At 52.5% G+C, this 23376-nt stretch carries 21 protein-coding genes; 10 read left to right on the top strand and 11 right to left on the bottom strand.

Going from position 1 to position 23376, the window contains the following annotated elements:
• Positions 1–94: 94 nt before the first annotated feature.
• The gene (locus ONV78_RS18445; RefSeq protein WP_279505347.1) at positions 95–553 is read right to left on the bottom strand and encodes a GNAT family N-acetyltransferase; all 459 of its coding nucleotides are present in this window, start codon (positions 551–553) and stop codon (positions 95–97) included.
• 168 nt (positions 554–721) lie between these two features.
• On the opposite strand from ONV78_RS18445, the gene ONV78_RS18440 reads away from it, so the two are divergent.
• Both ONV78_RS18440 and ONV78_RS18435 read left to right on the top strand, forming a co-directional pair.
• Positions 722–1582, top strand: a complete 861-nt coding sequence (locus tag ONV78_RS18440) for a hypothetical protein (RefSeq protein WP_279505345.1) — start codon at positions 722–724, stop codon at positions 1580–1582.
• Positions 1583–1585: 3 nt separating this feature from the next.
• Positions 1586–2647 (top strand): hypothetical protein, encoded by a 1062-nt coding sequence (locus ONV78_RS18435; RefSeq protein WP_279505344.1) that lies wholly within the window; start codon positions 1586–1588, stop codon positions 2645–2647.
• A gap of 80 nt (positions 2648–2727) precedes the next feature.
• Here ONV78_RS18435 and ONV78_RS18430 read toward each other — a convergent pair whose 3' ends face one another.
• The 4 genes from ONV78_RS18430 to ONV78_RS18415 are packed head-to-tail and all read right to left on the bottom strand — an operon-like array spanning position 2728 to position 6360.
• Positions 2728–3780 carry a TIGR00266 family protein gene (locus tag ONV78_RS18430; protein ID WP_279505343.1) on the bottom strand — a complete coding sequence of 351 codons (1053 nt, stop codon included), beginning with the start codon at positions 3778–3780 and terminating at the stop codon, positions 2728–2730.
• Positions 3781–3791: 11 nt separating this feature from the next.
• Entirely contained in the window at positions 3792–4475 is a 684-nt protein-coding gene (locus ONV78_RS18425; RefSeq protein WP_127972911.1) for a TIGR00266 family protein, read from the bottom strand.
• Positions 4476–4485: 10 nt separating this feature from the next.
• Complete coding sequence (locus ONV78_RS18420) at positions 4486–5148, bottom strand: TIGR00266 family protein (protein ID WP_216739533.1); 663 nt, start codon at positions 5146–5148, stop codon at positions 4486–4488.
• Between the two features lie 54 nt (positions 5149–5202).
• Complete coding sequence (locus ONV78_RS18415) at positions 5203–6360, bottom strand: M48 family metallopeptidase (protein WP_279505342.1); 1158 nt, start codon at positions 6358–6360, stop codon at positions 5203–5205.
• Positions 6361–6649: 289 nt separating this feature from the next.
• Between ONV78_RS18415 and ONV78_RS18410 the strand changes: the two genes are divergently transcribed.
• The 4 genes from ONV78_RS18410 (at position 6650) to ONV78_RS18395 (ending at position 12750) form a co-directional block, all read left to right on the top strand.
• Positions 6650–8935 carry a hypothetical protein gene (locus ONV78_RS18410; RefSeq protein ID WP_279505340.1) on the top strand — a complete coding sequence of 762 codons (2286 nt, stop codon included), beginning with the start codon at positions 6650–6652 and terminating at the stop codon, positions 8933–8935.
• Between the two features lie 211 nt (positions 8936–9146).
• Complete coding sequence (locus ONV78_RS18405) at positions 9147–9605, top strand: (2Fe-2S)-binding protein (protein ID WP_216739536.1); 459 nt, start codon at positions 9147–9149, stop codon at positions 9603–9605.
• A gap of 9 nt (positions 9606–9614) precedes the next feature.
• Entirely contained in the window at positions 9615–11801 is a 2187-nt protein-coding gene (locus ONV78_RS18400; protein WP_279505339.1) for a xanthine dehydrogenase family protein molybdopterin-binding subunit, read from the top strand.
• 1 nt (position 11802) lies between these two features.
• Positions 11803–12750 (top strand): XdhC family protein, encoded by a 948-nt coding sequence (locus ONV78_RS18395; protein WP_279505338.1) that lies wholly within the window; start codon positions 11803–11805, stop codon positions 12748–12750.
• An 11-nt stretch (positions 12751–12761) separates the two neighbouring features.
• Here ONV78_RS18395 and ONV78_RS18390 read toward each other — a convergent pair whose 3' ends face one another.
• Positions 12762–13367 (bottom strand): LysE/ArgO family amino acid transporter, encoded by a 606-nt coding sequence (locus ONV78_RS18390; protein ID WP_279505337.1) that lies wholly within the window; start codon positions 13365–13367, stop codon positions 12762–12764.
• A 188-nt stretch (positions 13368–13555) separates the two neighbouring features.
• Here ONV78_RS18390 and ONV78_RS18385 point away from each other — a divergent pair, with 188 nt between their 5' ends.
• The 3 genes from ONV78_RS18385 to ONV78_RS18375 all read left to right on the top strand — a co-directional run bounded on the left by ONV78_RS18385 (position 13556) and on the right by ONV78_RS18375 (position 18714).
• Positions 13556–14449 carry a LysR family transcriptional regulator ArgP gene (locus ONV78_RS18385; RefSeq protein ID WP_279505335.1) on the top strand — a complete coding sequence of 298 codons (894 nt, stop codon included), beginning with the start codon at positions 13556–13558 and terminating at the stop codon, positions 14447–14449.
• A 159-nt stretch (positions 14450–14608) separates the two neighbouring features.
• A complete protein-coding gene (locus tag ONV78_RS18380) occupies positions 14609–16411 on the top strand; it encodes an ATP-binding protein (protein WP_279505333.1) in 1803 nt (600 codons plus the stop codon).
• A 2-nt stretch (positions 16412–16413) separates the two neighbouring features.
• Positions 16414–18714, top strand: a complete 2301-nt coding sequence (locus tag ONV78_RS18375) for a hypothetical protein (RefSeq protein WP_279505331.1) — start codon at positions 16414–16416, stop codon at positions 18712–18714.
• Positions 18715–18767: 53 nt separating this feature from the next.
• On the opposite strand, the gene ONV78_RS18370 is transcribed toward ONV78_RS18375, so the two are convergent.
• The 4 genes from ONV78_RS18370 to ONV78_RS18355 all read right to left on the bottom strand — a co-directional run bounded on the left by ONV78_RS18370 (position 18768) and on the right by ONV78_RS18355 (position 21891).
• Positions 18768–19310, bottom strand: a complete 543-nt coding sequence (locus tag ONV78_RS18370) for a YSC84-related protein (protein ID WP_253938644.1) — start codon at positions 19308–19310, stop codon at positions 18768–18770.
• Between the two features lie 98 nt (positions 19311–19408).
• The gene (locus ONV78_RS18365) at positions 19409–20539 is read right to left on the bottom strand and encodes a sterol desaturase family protein (protein WP_279505329.1); all 1131 of its coding nucleotides are present in this window, start codon (positions 20537–20539) and stop codon (positions 19409–19411) included.
• Between the two features lie 181 nt (positions 20540–20720).
• On the bottom strand, positions 20721–21548 hold the full coding sequence (locus ONV78_RS18360; RefSeq protein ID WP_279505325.1) for a DUF2145 domain-containing protein: 828 nt from the start codon (positions 21546–21548) through the stop codon (positions 20721–20723).
• A gap of 22 nt (positions 21549–21570) precedes the next feature.
• Positions 21571–21891, bottom strand: coding sequence for a hypothetical protein (locus ONV78_RS18355; RefSeq protein WP_127972897.1), 321 nt, complete (start codon positions 21889–21891; stop codon positions 21571–21573).
• A 259-nt stretch (positions 21892–22150) separates the two neighbouring features.
• Here ONV78_RS18355 and ONV78_RS18350 point away from each other — a divergent pair, with 259 nt between their 5' ends.
• Positions 22151–22426 (top strand): hypothetical protein, encoded by a 276-nt coding sequence (locus tag ONV78_RS18350; protein ID WP_279505319.1) that lies wholly within the window; start codon positions 22151–22153, stop codon positions 22424–22426.
• A gap of 13 nt (positions 22427–22439) precedes the next feature.
• On the opposite strand, the gene ONV78_RS18345 is transcribed toward ONV78_RS18350, so the two are convergent.
• A complete protein-coding gene (locus ONV78_RS18345; RefSeq protein ID WP_279505317.1) occupies positions 22440–23291 on the bottom strand; it encodes a hypothetical protein in 852 nt (283 codons plus the stop codon).
• Positions 23292–23376 lie beyond the last annotated feature (85 nt).

The raw sequence follows: 23376 nt of genomic DNA, 5'->3' as shown, positions 1-23376 counted from the left end.
TGACGCAGAAGCGCTGTTAAACCCAGGCATGGAAGCCGCCCGTCGCCCTTCTATCTGACAGAAAACCTTGAATGGTTTTCCGTGCGTAAGAAATTTACTTTGCCAGCAACATATCAATATGAGGAATGCCGTCCTCGTCATACTGCTCGGAAATAGTGACGAAACCGAAGCTTTGATAAAACTTTTCCAAGTAAGCCTGCGCTTGAATCTTGATGTCATGTTGCGGATACAGCTCCCGCGCCCAACTCAAGCCCTCAGCCATTAGCTTCTTACCTGAACCGCCGCCTCGCGCAGATGGTGCGGTGACAATTCTGCCCAGGGAGGTCTCTGTGTACTTTATTCCTGGCGGCGCAAGACGCAGATAGGCTGTCAGCGTTTGTACGCCTTCTATGTCCGACCAGCCCAGTAAATGCAGGCAGTCTTTATCCGCGCCGTCCGCATCCAAGTAGGGACAGTTCTGCTCCACAACAAAAACCTCTGACCGTAGGCGCAATAATGCGTACAGTTCATCAAGCGTTAGTTCACTAAAAGCCTTGCGTGTCCAATTGATCATAAATGTTACTCCCCGTTTGATGATCAGAAGACCCATAGCATACCCAGATAGCTCCATCCAGGGGAATAATCGTGTTTAGGACTAGCCTCAATTTACTATTGAGGCAGCGTGCCTTGATGAATAATATGTAACCAATTTTGTGGAGAACGCCCTTATTGGAGTAGGTAAATGTTCCTTTCAGTTAATTCGACGTCTATTCTGTTTGAGAAAAGAGAAGCATTATCATTGATTCAAAGCTTTTCAGGCAAAAAAGATACAGCTTCTTTTCCAAATATTACAAGAGAGGACTTTTACTACTATCTAAGAAAGCGCGTAAATAAGCCTCAATCGATATATCAACAGGATGCTAGCCTTTGTGGTCCGGCTGCTTTTATTTATATATTGGCAACTCAAAAGCCATTGGCCTATGTGAAGTATGCAATTGATTTGTATGAGCGTGGCGTCGCGAGTATTGGGAATATTGTGGTAAAACCTAGTCGTGCATGTAGAAGCTACACATATTCCAGTGCGATAAATGTATGTGATTGGGTTACTCTTGCAAGTCTTAGGGATTCTGAGAATTTATTTTTTAATTATGATTCACATTCAGATGCTATTTCTGGTATTACGTTGCCGAGTAAGATTTCAGAATGGTTTAAAAAGTCTGGTTATACAACTGTAGAGAATAATACAAATCTTATCTTTGATAAGTCGGCAAGCAATCTGGCAAACGCAAGTCGTAAATTTTTAAGTGGGCACAACGTTTGCCTCTTTGTTGGGTCTGACATATTTATTGGGACTAAGAAAGGAAGAGCGCCTGCAGATCACTGGGTTGTCCTGACTTCTCCTATACTTGTCGACAATAAGCCTATCTCCTCTTTTTTTACAAACGGTAGTAGAAGAGAAGACGAGAGTGCAATGTGGGATAAAAAGATTAGCTTTACAGTTTATACTTGGGGTAATGATCACTGGCCGGTAAATAGAAATATATCTGATTTGAAAATGGGAGATTTTATGGATTTTTACTACGGCTTTGTCTCGGCTAAATAAGGAATGGCTAATCAAGTGAAAATTTTTGCTCTCTTGCTTGTTATTGCACTCTCTGGTTGTGTGAAAAACCAGGAGATTAAGCAGGTTGATAACTGGAATATCCTGAGCGAGCATAAAGTCGCTGATACTCGCGTGAAGAAGGTTGTGATTTCTTCATCAGGAAAAGGGATATTAGCGGCAGCTATTTATCAGAATGTCTCATATTTGCCTATAGATGATATGACCCCGCCCTCTACTCTCAAGTTTGACGACGAAGTGGTTGGATTTGATGAAATTGTTGGAGGAGAAGGCATTTTTCTCGCCTTAAAAGAAGGAAAATTTCAGGTATGGAACTATAGTCTCGATAAGCTTGAATTTGAGTATAAGCTAGAGGATGACTCTGCCTATGCGACGTTATCCCCCAGTGGAAAGTATGTTGCTTATGGGGATGTAGTATTTGATCTGCATAGCCAGAAAATTATCCGCGAAGGTCTTCAGCATGCGGGCCAATCTTCACTGCAGTTCTCGTCGGGAAATATGCTCTATGCAACAAGCTTTTGGGGTGAGAGCATTGATGTTATTGATTTGGCGAACAATAACGCCAAGCAATGGCGGACGGGTGTCAAAATGGTCTGTGCGGACATGGATGCTAATGGGAAAAAGCTGGTGACCGCAACCAGAGATAACAAATTGTTGATCTGGGATGTTCAGAAAGAGTTGGTCACTGAAGACATGCCACTGTCAGGGTATCCAAGGTTCGTTTCATTTTCTGCTGACGATAGTTGGTTTGCTGTATTGGACGATGACGAAGTATCTGTATTCGACTCTGAGAGCTATGGAAAGCTGGCTAACGCGAAAGTTAGAAAAGGCGGCGCCTTACTGGCGAATAAGGGGCCTTTTTTATTTGTTAGCGATGATAGTGGAAGCCTTGTCATTTGGAGTTCGAAGTTAGACGCTTTCTATAAGCTTAATCTGGGAAATGAGCAGATTACTGCGATTGATTACGATGAGCAGAATCACCTGATTGCCGTCGGAGACGAGTCTGGTGTGGTAAAAACAATCCGGTGGTCAGTTGGAGCGTTTTAAGCCGCTTTTTCATACTTCGCTATTGAGAAGCTTCACTTGCCAGTATTTCGGCAAGTGAAGTAGAGGCGGGCAGGGAAGGATTATCCCTTGTTCTGCACTGGTCTGAATGGGTAAACCCAGCTGGTGAAGGCTTGTACGCTGCGGGTTTGTATCCATACTTTGCCTTTGCCGCTGAAACGGCAGACAAAGCCTTCGCCGGAGAAGAAGAGGGACTTGTATCCGCCGACTTTGGTGATGCTGTAATCCAGCCCTTCTGTAAACGCGACGATATTCCCGGTGTCCACGACATAGTCGCCATCCACGTCCAGCATGATCATGCCGCCGTAAGTGTTGAACCAGAGGTCGCCATCGCCGCTACAGCGAATCAGGAAGAGGCTTTCGCCTGAGAAGAAACCTTTGGTCAGCCCTTGCCATTTGGTCTCAACCGTCACGCCCATGTCGGAGGCGACAAATGCGGAGTTCTGCAGAAAGACTGTTTCTCCCTGTAGAAATACGTGCGCCAGATCCCCAGGAGACGCTGGCGCGATGCCAATTTCGCCGGGACCGTTTTGAGCGGTGAACTCATTGATGAAAATGGACTCGGAGGTTAAGAAGCGGCCCAGACCGCCTTTCGCCTTGGTCTTCATGACCATGTTGGTGTCCATGGTCGCCATTGCGGAGGCTTCCACCCTGAGTGTCTTTCCGCCGGGCACTTTCACCGTCAGGAAGGCGAAGTCAGGTCGGCCTTCGATTTTGAATTTAAAGCCCGGTTGATCCTGCTCCTGATCGATGCTCGCTTCAGGCTCAGCCATGGCGGGGGGGGCAGGCTGCGATACAGGCTCAGGAGGAGGCGGAACTGGCCTGGTAATCTCATTGTTTGGCTGCGGCTCTTCCGCTGCAATGGGGGTGGAAGAGGGCGCTTCGCTCATTCCTACCTGGCTTTGTACGCCGATTTTAGTCAACGCCATTTGAATTTTATCCGCCGTGGTTTCATCAATGCCCTTTTTCACGACCATCGGGGCGCGGGAAAATATCTGCTCGGCGGTCTCAGGCGCGACCTTGAACAATTTGGCGAAAGCCTCCACCGCGCTTTCCCGGGTAACGCCAGGATTCAACTCACCTGTCACAGTGACTTGGTATGCTGCTGTGCTCATCATCACTCTCCTTAAGCTTTGCGTGGCTTCAAGCCTGACGACATCGCCCATCCAAAGCTGGATGGATTATGCGACTGACACCAGACTGTGCCCTTGCCGTGGAATTTACAAACCAGCCCTTCGCCGCCAAGGAACGAATGCATCCAGCTTTTGCCGGCTTTGGTGATGGTGAAATCCAGCGTCTCGTTGAAGGCGACGATATGGCCGGTATCGACGATATATTCCCCGTCCACCTCCACAGGATAAATGGCGCCAAAAGAGTTGAGCAGCACTTTGCCTTTTCCTTTCATATGCAGCCAGAACATGCTCTCTCCCGAGAGGATAGACTTGAACCCTTGCCAGCCTAAATCGATTTCCACGCTGTGTTCGCAGGCCATGAAGGAGCCGCCCTGTACAATCAGGCTCTCATTGTCCAGTTCATAGGCCATCATGTCGCCAGCGAGCGTGGCGCCGAACCAGACTTCACCGTCGCCGGATTTGGGTTCGAAGTGGTTAAGAAACAAAGATTCGCCTGCGACCATGCGTTTGATCGCTTTCATCAGGCCGCCGCCTTGCTTCTTATGCGTTGTCGTCGTGACGTCCATATTGCCGCTCATGGCGATCATGGCGCCAGATTCCGCCGTACAGATCTCGCCCTGGGCCAGTTTGACTTTCGCCGCGGTGTTGCCAGGGCGATGGATAAGTTCGATGTCCATAGTGCGCCCCTTAGAAAAGTTTCGGGTTGATCCAGTCGGTCAGACCGGAAATGCTGCGGGTTTGAATGATGACTTTGCCTTTGCCTTCGACCCGGGTTACCAGACCTTCGCCGCCGAAGAAGCTGGAGAACAGGCCGCCGGCTAGCTGGATATGCAGGCTCAGGCCTGGGTCATAGGCCACCAGATGACTGGTGTCGACGATATACTCGCCATCAATCTCTTTTTCGAGCAGGGCGCCATAGGCTCCGTACCAGACTTTGCCTGTGCCGGAGACAACCAGCTTGAACAGACCTTCCTTGGCGATGAAGGATTTGAATCCCGCCCAGCGCACACCCAGCGTGACGCCTTCCGTCGCGGCCAGAAAGGCGCCTGGCTGGAAACACAAGGTTTCATTATTTAATTCAGCGCAGCGCACCTCCCCTGGAGTGGGCTGCACCAGGGTCAGCTTTCGCACGCCGCTGGTGTTATTGCTGAAGCGGTTAATGAAGAAGGTTTCGCCTCCCAGAAATTTTCTTAGAATGGCGATAAAAAACGATCCATTGGTGCGCGTTTCCATATCCAGGTCCGCCGACATGCTGGACATGGCGTCGGACTCCGCCGTGATCTGCTCGCCGGGCTCCAGTTCGACGTCCACGTAACCGAACGCGGCGCCTCCTTTTATCTCTGCCTTCATGCGCTATCTCCGTTGTCGATAACTTTATTTCTTCGAATTTCGATGGAGCGGACTCTATTTTTCCGCCACAAACTCTTTGACCAGTTGCTTCAGTCTCTGGAATTCCGGCTCCAGATTGCGGTAGTCGCCTTCCTGATCACTGATCCGCTCTTGAAGATCGGCGATGCGATCCTCGGTGGCTGGATGTGAGCTCAGGAATCCCATGGTGTCTTTCATCAGATCCCTGGCGTCTTCGTCTTCAATTTGCTCAAGGCGCTTTTTCTCTTCTTCGATGATTTTGTCGAAGAAGGAAATCAAGCCTTTAGGGTCGATATTGGCGCGTTTTAGCAATTCCAGTCCCTTGGCGTCGGCGTCCGACTCAAACCCTCTGGAATAGCTCTGATTCAGCAATAGCGGCGCTGCGTTGGCCACGGTCGCCAGCAGACCGCTGACGTCGCCGAACAGCGCCTGAGCCAACGCGTAAGTGCCGGCGGCTCCCATAATATTGCGCACGCCATGCTGCTCCGTGACATGTGATATTTCATGCGCCATGACGCCAAGAACCTCACTGGCGTTATCTGCGGCCAGGATCAGTCCGGAGTTAATAACGATGTATCCCCCAGGCAATGCGAAAGCGTTGATGTCGGATGAGTTGGATACGTAAACCTTGTAGGTGTAACGCTCATCTTTCACGGCATTAATCAGTGGATCAGTAAGCGCGGCGACCGCTTGTTTGCCATCTTCGGATTCAAGTAGCTCGTTCTCTACCTGATACTGGCCGAATACCGTCTTGCCCAGTTTCTCTTCCCACTCAGCGGGAACCTGCTTTGCGGCGACGGCGGTGATGCTATCCATAAAAACGACAATAGAAAGCGGCGTACCGATGATCAACGCCACGACAATGACCAGCACTGACCAGTTAATACGACGTACATTACGCGCCTTGCGTAGCTGGCCTTGCAGATGATTATCCTGATGCAGAGCAGGGTGATTGAGGATGCTGCGGTCGCTGGTGTAGAGGCTCCACTCGGGAAAGTCGGGATGAGTGATAAAAACCAGCCTATCGCTAGCCCCGCCCATTTTGACCTGGGCGCCGGTGACAGGAAAGCGAACGCTACTCTCGCCATTGGAGAACTCGACGAACCCGCCGGACACCGTCAGGGAGCCAGAAGCTCTGCCGTTATTGAATTGCTCGTGAAACGCATGGGCCTGATAGGTTTGCGTTGGTTCCATTCATCCCTTCCTGTATGAAATTCTGAAGTGCTGAAGAGTAATAAAAAGGACAAGTTGTCAGGGACGGAATTAAATCCTCTTTCTTAATCGCCGTAAAGCAGAAACGGGGAAAAAGGCTTTGATTTAAAATAGTTGCAAACTTTAGCTCGCGCAAACGTCGTGACCCCTATGTTAAGGCGATCACTTTGTTGTGATGAACTATCTTGTTTTCACTGTCTACTTAGTACACTGCATGCTAGAATCGCGCGCTTTTTATTCAAATGTAGTCCGTGGAAGTTAGAGTAAAGTTATGATGCTGCCCCGTTATTTGTCTGTTTTGTTGCTCTTGGGAGCGTTTATTTGTTTGCCTGGTTGCGGTGGTGGAGGCGGAAATTCTGCTACCGATAACAGCAATAGCGGAAGCGTGGAAACAGGCGGGGGGCAAGGAGATAATTCTGGCGACACGAGCAATCCATCTAATCCCTCCAATCCTTCTAATCCCTGTGACGCCCCTGTCGGAACACAAGCTGATCTATCTGAAGATTGCCGAACTAAAGATTGGGAGCCGGCAAGCTCTCCCGATAGGTTTAAGGCGGGGCCTTCCGGTCTTTTGTATGTCCTGAGTAGTGAGGATGCAAGCAAGATATATAGATGGGACCTGACTACCCAGCGCTATATCAATCCTATTACGCTGTTAAATCCAATATCCGATCTTGAATATTCCGCATCGCATGAACGCCTGCTTTTAGGGCATCAGAACGGCGAAATTACGGCGATCGATATTACTAAAGATAAAACAGAACGCCCTTTCGCTAAGCCTGGTCTTAATATCATTAAACTTGTCGCGGCCGGCGACGATTTGTGGGTTGTGGTCCCAGGTGACCGTGATCCTTATTACAGTCCCGATGTTCTCTATTTATTGGACGCAGTCGGGCAAGTTAAGAGCAGTACTTCTATTAATAATCAGCTATACACTCTGCAATGGAATTCTGAGACTGGCCGTCTTTATTTCTTTGGTTACCAGACATTTCCGGGCACGGAATACTATTTCTGCGGATCAGGTGATTATGTGACTAAAGGCGGTCTCTATTGGAGACGCTACAACAAGGATACCGCGACAATTGAGCACTCCTCTGAGTTGGCGAGGTGCCTGGAAGACGGAGATTTTTCGTTGAGTCCTGACGGGGGAGCGCTGGTTGATCTGCGGGCCCAAATTCATGACTTAGACGGAGACTCCGCCCTAACTAAGCTTAGAAGTCCTTTTACTGATCCTGATGCCATCGGGTTTGGGGAGTACAAATACAAGCAGACTCTCTGGCTTGAAGGACATATTCTGGCGACCTACATTCATGAGGGAAAAACCTATCTCATTAGGTGGGACGATACTCGTCAGGTAGTGGATTACCGGATATACCCGGGAGTTGCAAAGGCGTTGGTTGACGCCGGAAATCAAGTGGTGCTTGTGGTTGAAGATGGCGGTGAAACATCTATTTACAGCTACGATATCCGTCTGGACGATGATGGCGACGGCGTACCAAATCGTGACGATGCTTTTCCAGCGGACATCTCCGCCTCTAAAGACACTGATAACGACGGTTATCCCGATGAATGGAACCCCGGCTTCACCGATGCTGATACGACGACAGGGTTGTCCCTGGACGACTATCCCAATGATTCGTCATGCGCTCTGATTGAGCATGGCTCGCCCATGGACGTCAGTCTGTGTGATATCGCGAGAATGCATTCTGAGGTTGTTGCGACGATCATTCAGGGTAATCGGCAAGGGGATGTGTTTGCTCTGAATGGCGATCGCAACGCCATCTATCGTTGGTCCGCTGTCGACCATGGATATAAAAATCCATGGCGTTTAAGTCAGCCTGTCGTCGATATGAGTTATTCCGATAGCGTTAAGCGGCTTTATGTTCTGTACAAGAATGGTGAAGTCAGATACTTCGATGAGGAAAATGAGAATCGCTTTTTTGCATACATGGTCGGTAATCCCACCACTATAATAGCCGGAGGAAATGCGGTTATCGTCATGGCGTCTCCAATGTCGGAAGGCGCCTGGTTGTACGACAATAATGGCCGCATTCTGTCTGAGAGCAGTGTACCGACGGCATTGAATGGTTGGTATGCTTCGGGCAAAGACGATGCCTTATACTTTTTCTCGCACGACTTCCCTGAACTCATGATTTCATTTTCCAGCTCTGGATATTTGAATTACATCGCCCAAGTCGATGCTCCGGTATCAGCCGGCTTTTTAGCGTACAACCCATTCAAAGATCTGTTGCTTATCGATAGGGCTGTATACAGCTTTGAGGAGGTGGGGCGTCAGCTGACCAATGCCGTTAGCTTGCCTCTGAGTTCGTTAAAAGGCGCTACCTGGACGAAAAGCAGCGGCCTTCTGGCTGTTTCGGAGATAGAAGATGGCGGGACACTCTTGACGGAATTGAATCCCGCTTTCGAGAAGGTTGCAGAACAGGAATATGAAGGCGCTCCAGTCGCGGTGTTTGGTGGCGAAGGCGATTATACGGTTGTGACAAAGTCAGACGAACGCATTGAAATAAATGTCTACGTTCCTGTTGTGACTGATTAACGTTAAATTTTTCTTCGGGCGGGAAGTTCTTTTCCGCCCCTTTCTACTTCTTTCTCTTCCCCCAATTCCGCAGTATTAGGCAAGTCTCCCGCAGGAATGATGTAGTTGCTCTTGTCTGACAAGGACTACACTTTACTGAGCTGTGTATGCCTATCAACCACATCCCGGGTCAGGGATATAAAGAATCAACGAATACTCTGTGGGGGCGATTATGGGAATCGAACTGACTATTAATGGAGAAAAGCGCTCGCTGGATGTGCCTGAGGATACGCCTTTGTTGTGGGCGATTCGGGATCATCTGCATCTGACTGGAACCAAGTTTGGATGCGGCATGGCGCAATGCGGCGCGTGTACGGTGCATATGAATGGCTCTGCGATTCGTTCCTGCGTGACGCCGGTTGGCTCCGTTCAGGGGCAGTCTATCACCACGATAGAGGGGCTGGAGTCGAAGGTCGCCAAGGCGGTGCAGGAAAGTTGGGAAGAAGAAGCGGTCGTACAGTGTGGATACTGTCAGTCTGGGCAGATCATGTCTGCGGTGGCGCTTTTGCAAAGCAACCCCAAGCCCAGCGACAGTGACATCGACAGCTTTATGTCAGGCAATATCTGTCGTTGCTCCACCTATGTCCGCATTCGCGCTGCGATCAAGTCCGCAGCGGAAAAAATAGCGTAAGGAGGCTCTATGAAAACCATGAATCCCAGCCTGAGCCGTCGTTCTTTTATCAGCAAATCCACCTTGGGCGGAGCGGGACTGACGTTGGCGCTATCACTGCCTTCTCTGGCAGGCGCAGCGGAGTCCGGTCCGGGGAAGACCGCGGGAGAGGCGGCTAATTCAGACTTCGCTCCCAACGCATTCGTACGCATCAGCCCAGACAACAAAGTGTACGTTATCAGCAAGCACATCGAGATGGGGCAGGGAACCTACACGGGTCTTGCAACCTTGCTGGCGGAAGAATTGGATGCGGACTGGTCCCAGGTCGTCGTGGAAGGAGCGGAAGCGGACGCCAAGCGTTATAACAACCTGTTCTGGGGGCCATTCCAGGGCACCGGCGGCAGCACCGCCATGGCGAATTCTTACCAGCAGATGCGGGAAGCGGGCGCCAAAGCCAAAGCAATGCTAGTCGCTGCGGCGGCGACCTTGTGGAAGGTTCCGGCTGCGGAAATCAAGGTCGAATCCGGCAAAGTGAGCCACAGCGGAACCTCCAGGCAAGCCAGCTTCGGAGATCTGGCGGAACTGGCGGCCACGCAGCCAGTGCCGGAAACGGCGACCTTGAAAGATCCCAAAGACTTTCGCCTGATTGGTAAGAAGCTGGTGCGTAAAGATCCGGGTAAAACCAACGGAACGGCGATTTTTACCCAGGATGTGCAACTCCCAGGCATGCTGACGGCGTTGATCGCCCATGCTCCCAAAGTGGGCGGCAAAGTCAAAACAGTGGACGACTCCGCGGCGCGGAAAGTGCCTGGTGTCGTGTCGGTCATGCAGATACCCGCTGGCGTGGCGGTATTGGCGCAGGACTTTTGGTCAGCGAAAAAAGGTCGCGACGCCCTCAAAGTGGAATGGGACGACAGCGCTGCGTTTCGTAAAAGCTCAGCGACTATCCTCAAGGAATACCGCGAAGAGCTGAATAAGCCGGGGACGCCCGTCGTGCGCAATGGCGACTTCGATGCGGCATACGCTGCGGCGGAAAAGCAGTTTGACGCCATCTATGAGTTCCCCTTTCTGGCCCACGCGGCGATGGAGCCGATGAACTGCGTGATTCAGAAGAAAGAGAATGGCGCTGAGCTTTGGTATGGCTGCCAGTTTCAGACGGGAGACCAGATGCAGGTCTCACAGATCCTGGGCGTACCGATGGAAAACGTGAAGATCAATATGCTGTTGGCGGGGGGCAGTTTTGGCCGTCGAGCCAACTCGCACTCTGATTACATCGTTGAAGCTACGCAGGTCGCCAAAGCCTATTCGGAATCCGTCCCGATCAAGTTGGTGTGGACCCGTGAAGATGATATGCGTGGCTGGTACTACCGTCCCATCTATGTACACCAGATATCTGCGACCTTGGGTGCGGACGGTTACCCCTCCGCCTGGCGTCATCGCATTGTGGGCCAGTCGATTATTTCCGGCACTGGCTTTGAAGGCATGATGAAAGACGGTATTGATCCGACCTCTGTAGAAGGCGCCTCCAACCTGCCTTACCACGTCGCCAATATGCAGGTGGATTTGCACACGATCAAGGAGGGCGTGCCCATTCTATGGTGGCGCTCCGTGGGATCGACCCACACAGCTTATTCTACAGAGACTTTTATCGACGAACTGGCCAAATCCGCCGGTAAGGACCCGGTCGCCTACCGTATGAAACTTCTGGAAGGCCATCCACGTCATCAAGGCGTATTGAAGCTGGCGGCGGAAAAAGCCGGCTGGGATAAACCGTTGCCGAAAGGGCGTTTTCGTGGCGTGGCGGTGCATGAATCTTTCAATTCATACGTGGCCCAGGTCGCGGAGATTGAAGCGGTGGATGACAATCGTTTCCGTATCGTGAAAATCACCTGTGCGGTGGACTGTGGGCTCGCCATCAACCCCGACATTATCAAAGCGCAAATGCAGGGGGGGATTGGCTATGGCTTATCGCCAGCGCTGGTCAGTGAGATTACCCTGGAGGATGGCGCAGTCAAGCAATCCAACTTCCATGACTATCAGGTACTGCGTATGAATCAAATGCCGGATGTGGAAGTGCATATCGTGCCTTCGGCGGAACCGCCCACCGGGGTTGGCGAGCCGGGTACGCCGGTTGCAGCGCCAGCGGTAGCCAATGCGTTGTTCGCCGCGACGGGAGAAATCCCTCGCAGCCTTCCATTCAAGAACCTGTTCGCCTGATATGAGCGCGCCGATGTTTGTGGAAAACGTGATACCTGCGGCCTGCGCCTGGCTGGCTCAGGGCGCCAGGGTAGCGTTGATTACTCTGGTGGGCGCCGACGGTTCTTCGCCGCGCCCGCTGGGGAGTCAAATGGCGGTGCGTGAGGACGGCGTGGCGGTAGGTTTGATTTCGGGAGGTTGCGTTGAGGCGGCGTTAACCCATGAAGCGGTCGCCGCTCTGGCGGACGGACGCAATCGTAAGCTGCGTTACGGTAAGGACTCTCCTTTCTTCGATATTCGGCTGCCTTGCGGCTCTGGGATCGATGTGCTGATTGACGTTAATGTCGGCGCTGATGTGTTGTTCGCAGTGCGAGATCAGCAACTGCAGCGTCAGCCAGCGTTGTTGTGCATGGACCTGGAGCGCGCAGCCAGCGGTGATGGCGCGTATCTGCAACTGGAAGCCTGCTCAGGAATGCAGGCTTCCGACTCCTATGCGAACGGCGATCGCTTTGTCAGAGTTTATAACCCCGCCACCCGCCTGTTGGCGTTTGGGAGGGGAGAGATATTTCGACAGTTGTTGATGCTGACGCCTGCGATGGGATATGAAGTGTTGGCGGTCTCTCCCGGGGATGCATCTGGATATGCCCCGCCCGGCGTGACCAGATTGCATACGCCGGACCATTTCGAGGAGGGCTGGAGCGACGCCTGGACGGCGGCGGCGTTGTTATTCCACGACCATGAATGGGAACTTCCTATTTTGCGCAACCTGTTGCGCACGGACTGCTTCTATATCGGCGCTTTGGGGAGTCTGAGGACGCAGGCTCTACGGCGAGAGCAGTTGGCGACGGAAGGCGTCAGTGCGACGGAGGTTGATCGCGTCAAAGGGCCCATTGGACTGAATATCGGTGGTAAAACGCCGCCGGAGATTGCGATTTCGATTCTCGCTGAAATTATTTCCCGCCGCGCATAAAAAACGGCGCATTACGCGCCGTTCTGAAACAACCCCCAGGCGATACGCCACATCAGCACTGCGATCAGCCCATCCACCAGTCGCCAGAATGAAGGCCGCGACAGCCAGGGCGACAGCGCGGCGGCGGCGATGGCCAAACCGAAGAACCAGATGATCGAGGCCGAGGCGGCGCCGGCTGCGTAAGCGGCGGGGGCGGACTGTTGAGCGCCCACTGAACCGATCAGGAAAAGCGTGTCCAGATAGACATGTGGATTGAGGAGCGTCACCGCCAGGGTAGTCGCTACGACAATGCCAAGGTTACGTTTGACGGCGCCTTCCGCTTCCAGCCCTGGACCCGGATAGAACGCCCGCTTGACGGAAAAGGCGCCGTAAGCAGTGAGAAAAATCACTCCTCCCCAGCGCGCCCACTCTGCAATCTGCGGGAACTCCCTCAGTAACGCGGCCATGCCGAAAACGCCGGCGGCGATCAGCACCAAGTCCGCCAGTGCGCAAATTGCGGCGACGGGAAAGTGATGCTCCCGCTTCAGGCTCTGCGCCAATACAAATGCGTTCTGTGCGCCTATGGCGACGATAATCCCCAGAGAGAGGCTAAACCCGTTGAAATAGCTCTGCCACATGCAGTTAACACCTTTTTGTGATGTACATTGCCGCTATAGACGTTGTGTCGTTATGGACGTTTATAGTCATGTACGTTGTTGTGATTCAGGTTGTCGCAGGCGCCTTGCGTTTGTCTGTGTTGAAGATTAGGGTGTTTCTGAATATTAATAAAACAAATAATCCTAACCTATCATTAGAAAAACTGATCATGCTGGATTACAAGTTACTACAGGCGCTGGCGGCGATAGTGGAAGGCCAGGGCTTTGAGAAGGGCGCCGCCTTGCTGGGTATTTCCCAGTCCGCAATTTCTCAGCGCATCAAGCTGTTGGAAGCGAGACTCGGGCAACCAGTGCTGATCCGCTCTCCGGGACTTGCGCCTACCAATCTGGGAAAACGCCTTCTCAATCATGTGCAGCAGGTGCGTCTACTGGAGCATGATCTGTTACTGGACGTGCCGACGCTGGGCGCGGAGGCGCTGCGCCTGCGCATCGCTATTAATGCGGATAGCCTCGCCACCTGGTGGTTTCCTGTGATGGGCGATTACTGCCAGCGCGAAGGTGTGCTGCTGGACTTGGTGATCGAAGATCAGGATATCGGGCTCAAACGCATGCGCGATGGCGATGTGGCGGGATGCGTATGCAGTGCGGAGCAGGCAGTGCAGGGCTCCCGTTGCGTTTATCTGGGAACCCTGGTGTATCGCGCCTACGCCAGCCCGGGGTTTATGTCCCGTTACTTTCCGCTGGGGCTGAATGCTGATGCGCTGGCGGTTGCGCCGGTCATTAATTTCGGTCCTGACGATCAATTGCAGCATCGCCTGTTGCAGAGCCTGGGGTATCAGGGCGCATTTCCGTTTCATTTATGTCCCTCTTCAGAAGGGTTTATCCGCATGTCGGAAGCTGGGCTAGGGTACGGCATGATGCCGGAGATTCAGGCGCAGGAATCGGTGGCGGCGGGACGGCTGGTGGAAGTAAAGCCAGGCTATGCGCAAAAAGTGCCGTTGTACTGGCATTATTGGCGACAGGGTGGAGAGACGCTGGAAGGTCTGACGCGACATTTATGCACGGCGATCCCTTTAAATCAGGGCGAAATAACGGTTAAATAGCGTTCTCCCTGCAAAGTTGACCTACTCTCATAATGGATGTGATCCCGTAATCAAACACAGATACTGAACCTTTAATGTCGTGCGCGGCGACTGACGCACTGTGTCTGCCATATCGTCGCTCGATTGATCGTTTTCAACTAATAAAAAAGTAGTTATTTCATGGCTAGTGAACTTCATCAAACCCAGGTTGACCTCGATGGACTGTTGGAGGTGCTGGGTCGCAATTTATATTCCACTCCCGCCGTCGCAATCCGGGAGCTTATTCAGAACGCCCATGACGCCTGCGTGCGTTCCCGGCTGGAGACAGGCCGCGACGGCGATTTCGCCATCCGCATTCAGGCGGACAGCCACCGCAACCAGATTGTCATCACCGATAACGGCTCCGGTCTCACCTACGAGGAAGTGCTGAAATACCTTGCCACTATCGGCTCGGGCTATACCCGCGTGTTGCGGGACAGCTCGCAGAATGAAGACATGGTGGGATATTTCGGGCTAGGTTTTTTATCCGCCTATGTCGTGGCGGAGAAAGTGGAAGTCTGGACGACGTCCTACCAGACGCCGGAGCAGACCTGGTATTTCTCCACCGCCGGCGGCAAGAAATTCGCCATTTCCGCTACTGCGCCAGCGCAGGTGGGAACTACCGTTAAGCTTCACCTGCGGGAGGAGTTTTATCACTTGGCGGAAAGCGATTTATTACAGGGGCTGATTGAACGCTACTGTTGTCTGCTGCGCGTCCCCATTTTTCTGAATAACGACGATGAGCAGATCAACAGTCTGGTAGCGCCTTGGCGACTGGACACCGCCACTTCCGAATTACAGCGCAAGAAACGACGTCTGGAATTCGCCGCCATTTTCGAAGGCGCCTTTGAGCCTTTGTGCGCCATTCCCATTCCTGAAAATAACCCCTGGAGTCTGAAAGGCTTACTTTGGGTGCAGGATCGCGGCGGCTACGCCACCTCGGACTACCGCAATATTTCGGTGTTCGTGCGCAGTATGTTCATCACCGGAGAATGTCGCGAGCTATTGCCGCTGTGGGCGGGATTTGCAGGCGGCGTAGTGGAGTCGGTGGCGCTGTCGCCGACGGCGAGCCGTGAAGATATTCAAAAAGACGAGCGCTTTTATGAAATTCGCGACTTTCTGGCCGAAACCCTGATTGAGGGCCTGCGAACCATCGCCGCCAACGAGAACAGCGTGTGGCGACGTATTCTCAGCCGTCATAACCAGACGCTGTTAGGGGCGGCGTTGAGCGATGACCGTTTGTTTGAGGTCATGCAGAACGACCTGAAAATACCAACCACGATTGGCGACGTGACGCTTCCCGCGTATCTCAAGCAGAGCTGCGGCGTGATTTATATCCGTAATGAAGACAAGAACAGCCAGGAAGAGCTGCTGTTCCGGGCGCAAATGAAGCCATTGGTCTCTGGCTATCTTTATGCCGCCTCCGGCTTTTGCCAGAAGTATGCGCACTGGAATCAGCTGAAAGCCCACATTCTGGGCAGCGGCGATACAGAAACCAAGCTGTTCGCCGAAGAGACGGTGGATAAAGCGATTCACGACAAGCTGGCGGCGCTCTTGTTGCGCAAAAATGAGGCGCTTTTCTGCGCGCGGTTTGAGCCGGCTCATGTGCCGCTGCTGGTCATCCACGATCAGGACGTGGCGCTCAAGAAGCGAATTGAGCGGGATGAGGCGGATAAGCGCATCGGCTCGGCGGCGTTGAGTCTGGCGCGGCTGCATACGCAAGCCATTTCGGCGGAAATTGAGCGACGTCTGTACGTCAACCTGAATTCGTCTCTGGTTGCGGCCATGATGGACGCGTCTCAAGAGTCGGCAAGGCATTTGGCGGTGGCGGTTCGGGCCTATATGGAATCGTTAACCCATCAGGTCGACGATAGCGACTCTAATTTTTCCGATGAACTCAAGCGCTTCAGCGAGGCGTTGTTGGCGATCACGCGAGGGGTGTAACGATGGATATCTGGAATTGGGTTCACGAACGCGTCTCGGCGTTGAGAGACAGTGGCGAGCATCGTCTGGCGGATTTTGTCTACGATATTTCCCATTATTCAGTGAATGATGAGCACCACAAAGTGGATGCGCTGTACCCGGAAGCGTTGAGTCTGGCGCGCAAGAACGGCCATAAGTGGCTGGAGATCTATTTTCGTCACTGGCATCTGCAAAGTCAGGTGCTGACTCGGCGTAAAGGCCAGGCCATGTTGGGCGAGGCGGTGGATTTATTGGAGTTCGCTCACCGCGAAGAAACCCGTGACTGCCCGCAAAGCATCTGTGTCGTACAGGATCTGGCTTGTTGTTATGCGATAACCGACGGCCCTGGCTATGTGGAGGAAAGACTGGCGGTGGCGCAGGAAACCTTGAGCAGGATCGATGCGACTTGGCCCTGTTTCACCTGTATTGGCGGCGAATACAACAGCGCGTTGATTGACGCGGGTCGATTCGAGGATGCGCTGGCTTCTATCCGCGATCAGAAAAAGGCGTTGACCGCCAGTCATCGTTCGCCTGATGACACCAATATGCTGTTTTGCCAGTTGGACGCCCTGATTGGACTGCATCGATACGAAGAAGCGGAAAAACTGGCGCGTAAAGCCAGAAATGACGGCGGCGGAGAACATTTCGAGCGCCGCAGAAAGAACTATCTGGCATGGTGTCTGGCGCTGCTGGAGCGTGCGGAAGAGGCTGAGGAAGCATTGCTAAGCTACGACGAGACCATGCTGTCCCCCGCGTTTTTTGAGCCCTGGATCAAGACCAAGGAAGTGTTGGCCTCCAAGCAAGCCAGCGCCAACTCGGAAGAGCTGGATTTGCAGATTAACGCTATGTTGACGGAGCTGTTTAATAGCAAAGCCTGGCGAGATACCGTCAACCTTGGATTGGTGCAGGCTCGGCTGGCGCTGTCCCGTGGCGCGGTATCTATCGCCCGCTTATGCGCCCAGCGAGTGGCGGAAGCCGTTCAGCAATTGCACCGGGATTGCGGCGCCACAGAAGAATTGGCAGGGCTAAATGATGCGGTCACTCAGGCTGAAGCGCAAAGAACGCCATGGGAATTCTCCGAAATCGAACAGTTCCTTGAACAACAGGCGGAAACCCGTGAAGCGGCGCTGGAAATGACTGCGGACGCCTTGCGGAAGTGGCCGGACGACGAGCGAGTATTGCTCGAATACACCCAACTCTTGGGCGCTAGCGGCTGGAGTGAGGCGGCGCTTGCGGTATTGCGGGAGAAATCCGGTTTTCAGACTCCACGGTTGTTGATGACCTACGGCAATATTCTCATCGATCAGGATCATACGGATGAGTTCTTGCGGGAATTCGGTGCGGAAATCGACCCTGCACTGGACGATGATCTGTTTTGCCGTTTGTGCTGGCTGAAAATGCGCTTCTACTCCAATAGCGATCCGCAACAGGCCTATGAGCATGTCTGTAAATTGATCGATCGCTCGCCAGAAGCAGGTTTTGCTATTGCCGCCGCTGCGCGGCTGGCGATGAAACTCGGTAGTTATCAGGAGTCCGTTAACTGGTGGACGCGTCTGATTGCGTTGGACCCGGAGGAAATCAGTCTGCATTGGGACCGCATGGTTCCTGCGACTATCGCTGGCGACTGGGTTTGCGTCAGGGAATCCATGCAAGTCTTGGGAATGGATGTTCCCGGAGGAGAAGGACCTATCGATGAAGACAGCATTTATGTGAGAGTTCGCTTTACGGATGCAGATGGAGAGACGCGGGATTATCTGGCGGTGCGCAATGGTCCGGTCACGGCTCGCGTCATCGGTTTGGCCAGACTCGGCGAACCCCAACGTTTCGGGTGTGAAGTGGTGTTTGACGCTGCGCCGTTGAACAAACTGGATCAGGAAGATGAAGAAGGAGTCATGCGTGATAGCGAAGGGTATTACACTTTGCTGTTTTCCGTCGTGCATATCCTTAAAGCTCCTGAATATGACTACTTCGCCATTGATGGCGCGCATCCCGGCGATGAAAATCTGGCGCGTTTGCAGGATGGCCTCGCGGAGCTGCAGGTGCACTTTGATCGTCGCAGCAATGAAGACTATGTCCTGTATCTGGAGGACGACGTCGAATTGCCTGGAGTCTATATCTATATCGCGGTTCCCGTCAGCGCAGACTTGGATGCCGTCAATACGCTACTGAGCGGCTTTTCCGCTGAGCTGGAACATCCTCTGATTTGGCCGGACCTACTGGAAAAGCTGGGAGATGAAGCCGCTTTGGAAGCGCAGATGGAAATTCAGGAAAAGTACGGTTTGTAGTCGACAAGAAGGGCGGTGAGTCGCCCTTCTTGTATTCGTCTCAAAGGAAGAGACTATTTCACGATAGGCGTGACTTTTGAGCCTTCCAGAGATACGCCCGCCATCAGGCCTTTGTTGGAGACGACAAAGGCGATGATTGGCTCTTGTATGGTGTTGGTGTCGATTGACTTGCCTGCGCCGAATTCGGCAATGGCGACGCTGCCGTCGACGCCGACTTCCCAGCCTTCGCTTCGGGTGAACTTGTTAAGCGCGTCGGACGTCATGAACAGCATGACGACCGTTTTCTCCTGCACGCCCGCCTGAAAGCCGATGGATGCGGAAGCTATATTGTAATAGCTCTGAATGACGTCGCCTTTCACCAGTGCGCCTTCGCCGTATTCGCCGCCGACAATGAAGCCAGCTTTCAGTATTTCAGGAAATACCAATACGCCCTGCGCTTTGGAAGCGAGCTCTTGCCCAGAAGGAACTTTGTTGTAGAAGACTTTCAGGGCGGCGTTCACTTTGGCGTCAATTTCCACTTTGGATGCAGCGGAAGCGTTGAAAGCGACGCCAAGAATCAATAGCAGGGAATAAATGAGTTTTTTGGTTTTTATCATCAGATGCATACTTCCAGTCATTGAATGAGTTCGCACTATTATAAGCCTAACAAGCCCCGGTAAAACTGTGGTTTTCCGGGGCGTATCAATAGTTTGAGTTATTCGTCGTATCCGAAAGGAAACATATGCTGGCGCACGATGCCTTTAGGTACGGTTTTGTTGTTCAGCAGTCCGTAACTTTTTGGCCATTCTTTACCAGGCAGTTTGAAGGTGCCGAACAGCATATCAATAATCGGTAAGTGAATCGCATAGTTCTTATAGGCGTAAGCAGGGTCATCCGCGTGGTGCCAGTGGTGATACTGCGGCGTTACCAGAATGTACTTCAGGAAGCCAAAGTTGAAGTTCAGGTTAGCGTGAGCCAATACGGCTTGCACTCCCACCAGAATAACGTACGCGTTCAATGCTTCGGCGGAGAAGCCCAGCAGGAATAGAGGAACCATAACCACGCTGCGAGTAATCAGTATTTCAACCAAATGTACGCGGGAACCGGCCAACCAATCCATGTGTTTGCTGGAGTGGTGCACTGCATGGAACTTCCACAGAAATGGCACAGTGTGGTACAGGCGGTGGAACCAGTACTGGGAGAAGTCCGCCATGAATACAGCCAGCAGAAACTGCGCCCAGACAGGCATGGATTGAATAGCGTCACGCAAAGAATCAGAAGCCACCCAGCCGACCAGATACGTGGAGGAGGATGTGGTGAAAATCAGAATGAACTGCACCAGCATGTGGCTCATAAAAAAGTAAGCCAGATCGGTGCGCCACTCGGGACGCAGTGTATGCGTTTCCGGCTTCTGCGCGAATGTGCGCTCCATGGGAATAAAGACGAGGGCGGAGAAAAACAGCGCCAGAATGAACCAGTCCAGACCCAACGAATAAGGCGTTTCGCCAATGCTGTTGAGTTGAATGTCCGCGCCGCCTGCGACCACTGCAGCGGTGGAAAACAGCACGCCGGTCATGCTGAGGCGCTTCTGCTGGTTCAGCAGGAAACTGAGCAGTCCAAGTATAAAAGAGGCGCTAAGCGCTACCAGCAGAAGAGTGCGAGCGAACTGTTCAGTATAAACCTGACGCAATTCCTGCGTGGTCAGATATTCAGGGAAATGGAAACACAAAACTGCAAGGAAACTGAGAATGCCAAGTGTGGCGGAAATGTATCCGGAAATACGGCCCTGGCCAAACTTGAAAGGCGCATGACCATGACGGCTGAGATAATCGTTGATCAGTTTCATAATGTCTTCCCGAGGGTAAGCGTTAAATATCGCATAAGCGAGATGTTGTCGTGGAAGCCATCATGGAATATTTCCGGGCGTCCGGCTATCAACGCTTTTGGGGTGTTGGGATATTCGCAGTTTAGTATCGAATATCGATGCTAAATGCTGGGAAGACTTTAAGATGGATCAATATTTTGAATCAGGGATATACCACTAATACCTCTTCGGCCAAAGATTGGCTCTTCAGGAAATCGGCGATGGCGCCAAATGTGGTGGTTCTGATGTCGCCAGAATGGTCGGAGGTGCGAAATTCCTTCGCGATCAACGGCGCAAGCAGTCCTTTCAGCGGCCCGAGTTTGATCTCTTGCGGTTGGAACCATGCGTGCTCATTGACCTTGATCTGTTTAATGCTGTCGGTTTGATAGATCGAGGCGAAAAGAATATCCAGCACATATTCTGTGCAGTTCTGATACTTGGTGTTGAACGGATTGGACACCATTGAATAGTTCTTGTTGTGAACGCTCTCCAAAATGCCTGACTCCAGGCTTTGCAGTATCCGCTGTTGCAAGGCTGGGGCAGGTATGATGACGCCAGCCTTCAAGACTTTGGCGCCGGAGAAAAAGTCGATGGGATAATCCATCGCCAAATGACTGCGACGGGGATTGTCATCGTCTTGATATAAATTGTGGATGGCGTATCCCTTCAGCGTCTCTCCCTGTTCTGTGGTGATGGTGGAGTAGACGGCGAGTCCGGTATGGGTGAATTCCACGCCTTCCGGGAGATCCTTGCTGGGAACGCCCTGCCTGGCCAGCAAGAACACGTAGGCGCCTCGCGCTGCGGCGGTTTTCTCGACTTTTTTCGCAAAGGTCGCGATTTCTTCCGCTGTGAAAGGGGAGGGGCCTTCTTGCTGGCGACTCCCGCCGTAAGCGCTGGACTGAAATAAAAAGAGGCTTACGGTCAGCGCCACAAGCCGGACTAACGCAGCGAATGCGATGCGTGCTCCCGATATGGAGCCTGATGCGGACATAGTAAGCCTCTTGTACGTTGACTTAGCGGGCTGCGACGGCGAGTGCGGGAGCAGGGCCTGCCGTCACGCTTTCGTCAGATACTTCCAGTTTTTTGCCGGTAGCGCTGTTCCACAGCGGTTCAGCGATCTTGGCGCTGGCTTCGCCGACCACCGCGATGGCTTTAAATGGAACCGCCGCAGCGCCTGACGCCAGTTTGACGCCGCCGGAGACGGTGTTGGTTGTCGCCTGCGCGGAATGCGTCGCAGCTTGAGAGAAATGTTGCATGCTATCCGCCGCGAAGCTGGTGGATGCAAACAGCAAACAGGCGCTTGCTGTTAACGTAGAGATCATTTTTATCGCCATAGCGTATACCTCACTTTCTTGTATTGCTGAAAAAGGTCGAGGACGTAAACGTCGCCAACCTCAAGGCCGAACCAGCATGAACCTGGGCTGAACAAAAGCGATAGTAAGTCAGGTAAAGTCGCAGGTTGTGGGCTCAAAAGTATCGTCATCCAAGACTTTGACTATGATCAAAAGGGGATGGCGTTGAGCTTTTCACATGGAGAAGAGGTTTTTATTCTATAGTGAACACAGGGCGAAATATCTTTTCAGAGGACGATCTATGACAACCAAAAACAAAGGTTTGACCAATCACGAAGTCACCGTTTGCTTAACGGGCGGAGCGGTGCTGGGGCCCTTCAAGGCGACATGGAGCACGGAGGTGGTCAGTGATGTGAGAGAGTTGCTGAAAGACTACGACGCTTTCTTGCAAACCGGTAAGCAAACGCGTTTTAAGTACCATTTGCATGACGCAGAGAAGCGTCTGTCCCACACACTGGTGCTGCACTTCACCAATGTCACCGGCATCTATGACTGCGTGGAGTTAAGCGAAGGCTGAGCGCAGAGAGCGCTCAGGATTGGCGTACGTAAACCCAGTTGGTGGCGCCGTTATCGCAAACGATAATAGCGTCCGACAGACCGTTGCATTGATTGATATCCGACGGCAACTCTTTCGAGTAGCGCGGCTGGATCGCCATGGCGGACTTATCCCGCTTCAGGAAGCCGTACATGGTTTCAAAACGATCTGAAAAACTCAGGTTTTGCTTTTGGATATCTTTGAAGGAGTAATAGAACTTGGTGAAGCTCATGGTGGCGTCGCCCAGGCCTATCTCCAGCATTTTGGGGATGTAGACGCGATAGGCTTGAGACAGATAATCCTTCACCGCGGTTTCATTGGCGGGGTCGCCCTGGAAGGACGGCAGGTTTAATTTGTTGTTTTCCGTCAGAGCGCCTTGCTTCAAAAATTTGTTCTGCTTGTTGGTCGCCAGATGATATTGGTGAGAGCCGCAGGTTATCTGGTCCTTGTAGAGCAGGCAGTCGTCGGCGGCGGGAGCGCTGGAGCGGGTGGCTGGTTGCGCATCCGCCTTAGGCTCCGGGCGAGTACTATTTTTGGAAGCGGTTGCAGGAGGCGTGGCGGCGGTTTCGGTTTTCCGCGGCTTTTGCGACTTGCCGGCGCCGGGCAGCGATAGTCCCAGCTTGGCGGCGGGGCGTTTAAGCAGCAGCGCCTGAATCTGGCGGTCGTTGCGGCGAAAATCCTCCAGTTTTGGCAGCGTGGCCCCTTCGCCTTTGTCCTGAATTTCGCAGTAGAGGCGCTCCATATCCGTGCGGGCCTGAGCCTGACAGTCCGCCAGACTGTGCGCGCTGAACGCAGCAGCGCCAAGCAATACGGATGTTTGTGTAAGAGAGAGTATTTTATTTTTCATAGGGCGCTAGCATAGCGGATCGGTGGGACTAAACAGAATAGGCCATTTTTCAGCCTGCCATAAGGCTACAATCGCTTCTCATATG

It is taken from the genome of Hahella sp. CR1 (assembly GCF_029813005.1).
Lineage (GTDB): Bacteria > Pseudomonadota > Gammaproteobacteria > Pseudomonadales > Oleiphilaceae > Hahella.
This window is presented reverse-complemented; position numbering and strand designations above follow the sequence as displayed.

Coding starts and splice junctions, on each gene's coding strand:
- ONV78_RS18365 (WP_279505329.1), bottom strand. CDS start 20,539: ATGAAACTGATCAACGATTATCTCAGCCGTCATGGTCATGCGCCTTTC.
- ONV78_RS18420 (WP_216739533.1), bottom strand. CDS start 5,148: ATGAAGGCAGAGATAAAAGGAGGCGCCGCGTTCGGTTACGTGGACGTC.
- ONV78_RS18370 (WP_253938644.1), bottom strand. CDS start 19,310: ATGATAAAAACCAAAAAACTCATTTATTCCCTGCTATTGATTCTTGGC.
- ONV78_RS18410 (WP_279505340.1), top strand. CDS start 6,650: ATGATGCTGCCCCGTTATTTGTCTGTTTTGTTGCTCTTGGGAGCGTTT.
- ONV78_RS18360 (WP_279505325.1), bottom strand. CDS start 21,548: ATGTCCGCATCAGGCTCCATATCGGGAGCACGCATCGCATTCGCTGCG.
- ONV78_RS18415 (WP_279505342.1), bottom strand. CDS start 6,360: ATGGAACCAACGCAAACCTATCAGGCCCATGCGTTTCACGAGCAATTC.
- ONV78_RS18445 (WP_279505347.1), bottom strand. CDS start 553: ATGATCAATTGGACACGCAAGGCTTTTAGTGAACTAACGCTTGATGAA.
- ONV78_RS18425 (WP_127972911.1), bottom strand. CDS start 4,475: ATGGACATCGAACTTATCCATCGCCCTGGCAACACCGCGGCGAAAGTC.
- ONV78_RS18440 (WP_279505345.1), top strand. CDS start 722: ATGTTCCTTTCAGTTAATTCGACGTCTATTCTGTTTGAGAAAAGAGAA.
- ONV78_RS18385 (WP_279505335.1), top strand. CDS start 13,556: ATGCTGGATTACAAGTTACTACAGGCGCTGGCGGCGATAGTGGAAGGC.
- ONV78_RS18350 (WP_279505319.1), top strand. CDS start 22,151: ATGACAACCAAAAACAAAGGTTTGACCAATCACGAAGTCACCGTTTGC.
- ONV78_RS18435 (WP_279505344.1), top strand. CDS start 1,586: ATGGCTAATCAAGTGAAAATTTTTGCTCTCTTGCTTGTTATTGCACTC.
- ONV78_RS18375 (WP_279505331.1), top strand. CDS start 16,414: ATGGATATCTGGAATTGGGTTCACGAACGCGTCTCGGCGTTGAGAGAC.
- ONV78_RS18400 (WP_279505339.1), top strand. CDS start 9,615: ATGAAAACCATGAATCCCAGCCTGAGCCGTCGTTCTTTTATCAGCAAA.
- ONV78_RS18430 (WP_279505343.1), bottom strand. CDS start 3,780: ATGAGCACAGCAGCATACCAAGTCACTGTGACAGGTGAGTTGAATCCT.
- ONV78_RS18390 (WP_279505337.1), bottom strand. CDS start 13,367: ATGTGGCAGAGCTATTTCAACGGGTTTAGCCTCTCTCTGGGGATTATC.
- ONV78_RS18355 (WP_127972897.1), bottom strand. CDS start 21,891: ATGGCGATAAAAATGATCTCTACGTTAACAGCAAGCGCCTGTTTGCTG.
- ONV78_RS18380 (WP_279505333.1), top strand. CDS start 14,609: ATGGCTAGTGAACTTCATCAAACCCAGGTTGACCTCGATGGACTGTTG.
- ONV78_RS18345 (WP_279505317.1), bottom strand. CDS start 23,291: ATGAAAAATAAAATACTCTCTCTTACACAAACATCCGTATTGCTTGGC.
- ONV78_RS18405 (WP_216739536.1), top strand. CDS start 9,147: ATGGGAATCGAACTGACTATTAATGGAGAAAAGCGCTCGCTGGATGTG.
- ONV78_RS18395 (WP_279505338.1), top strand. CDS start 11,803: ATGAGCGCGCCGATGTTTGTGGAAAACGTGATACCTGCGGCCTGCGCC.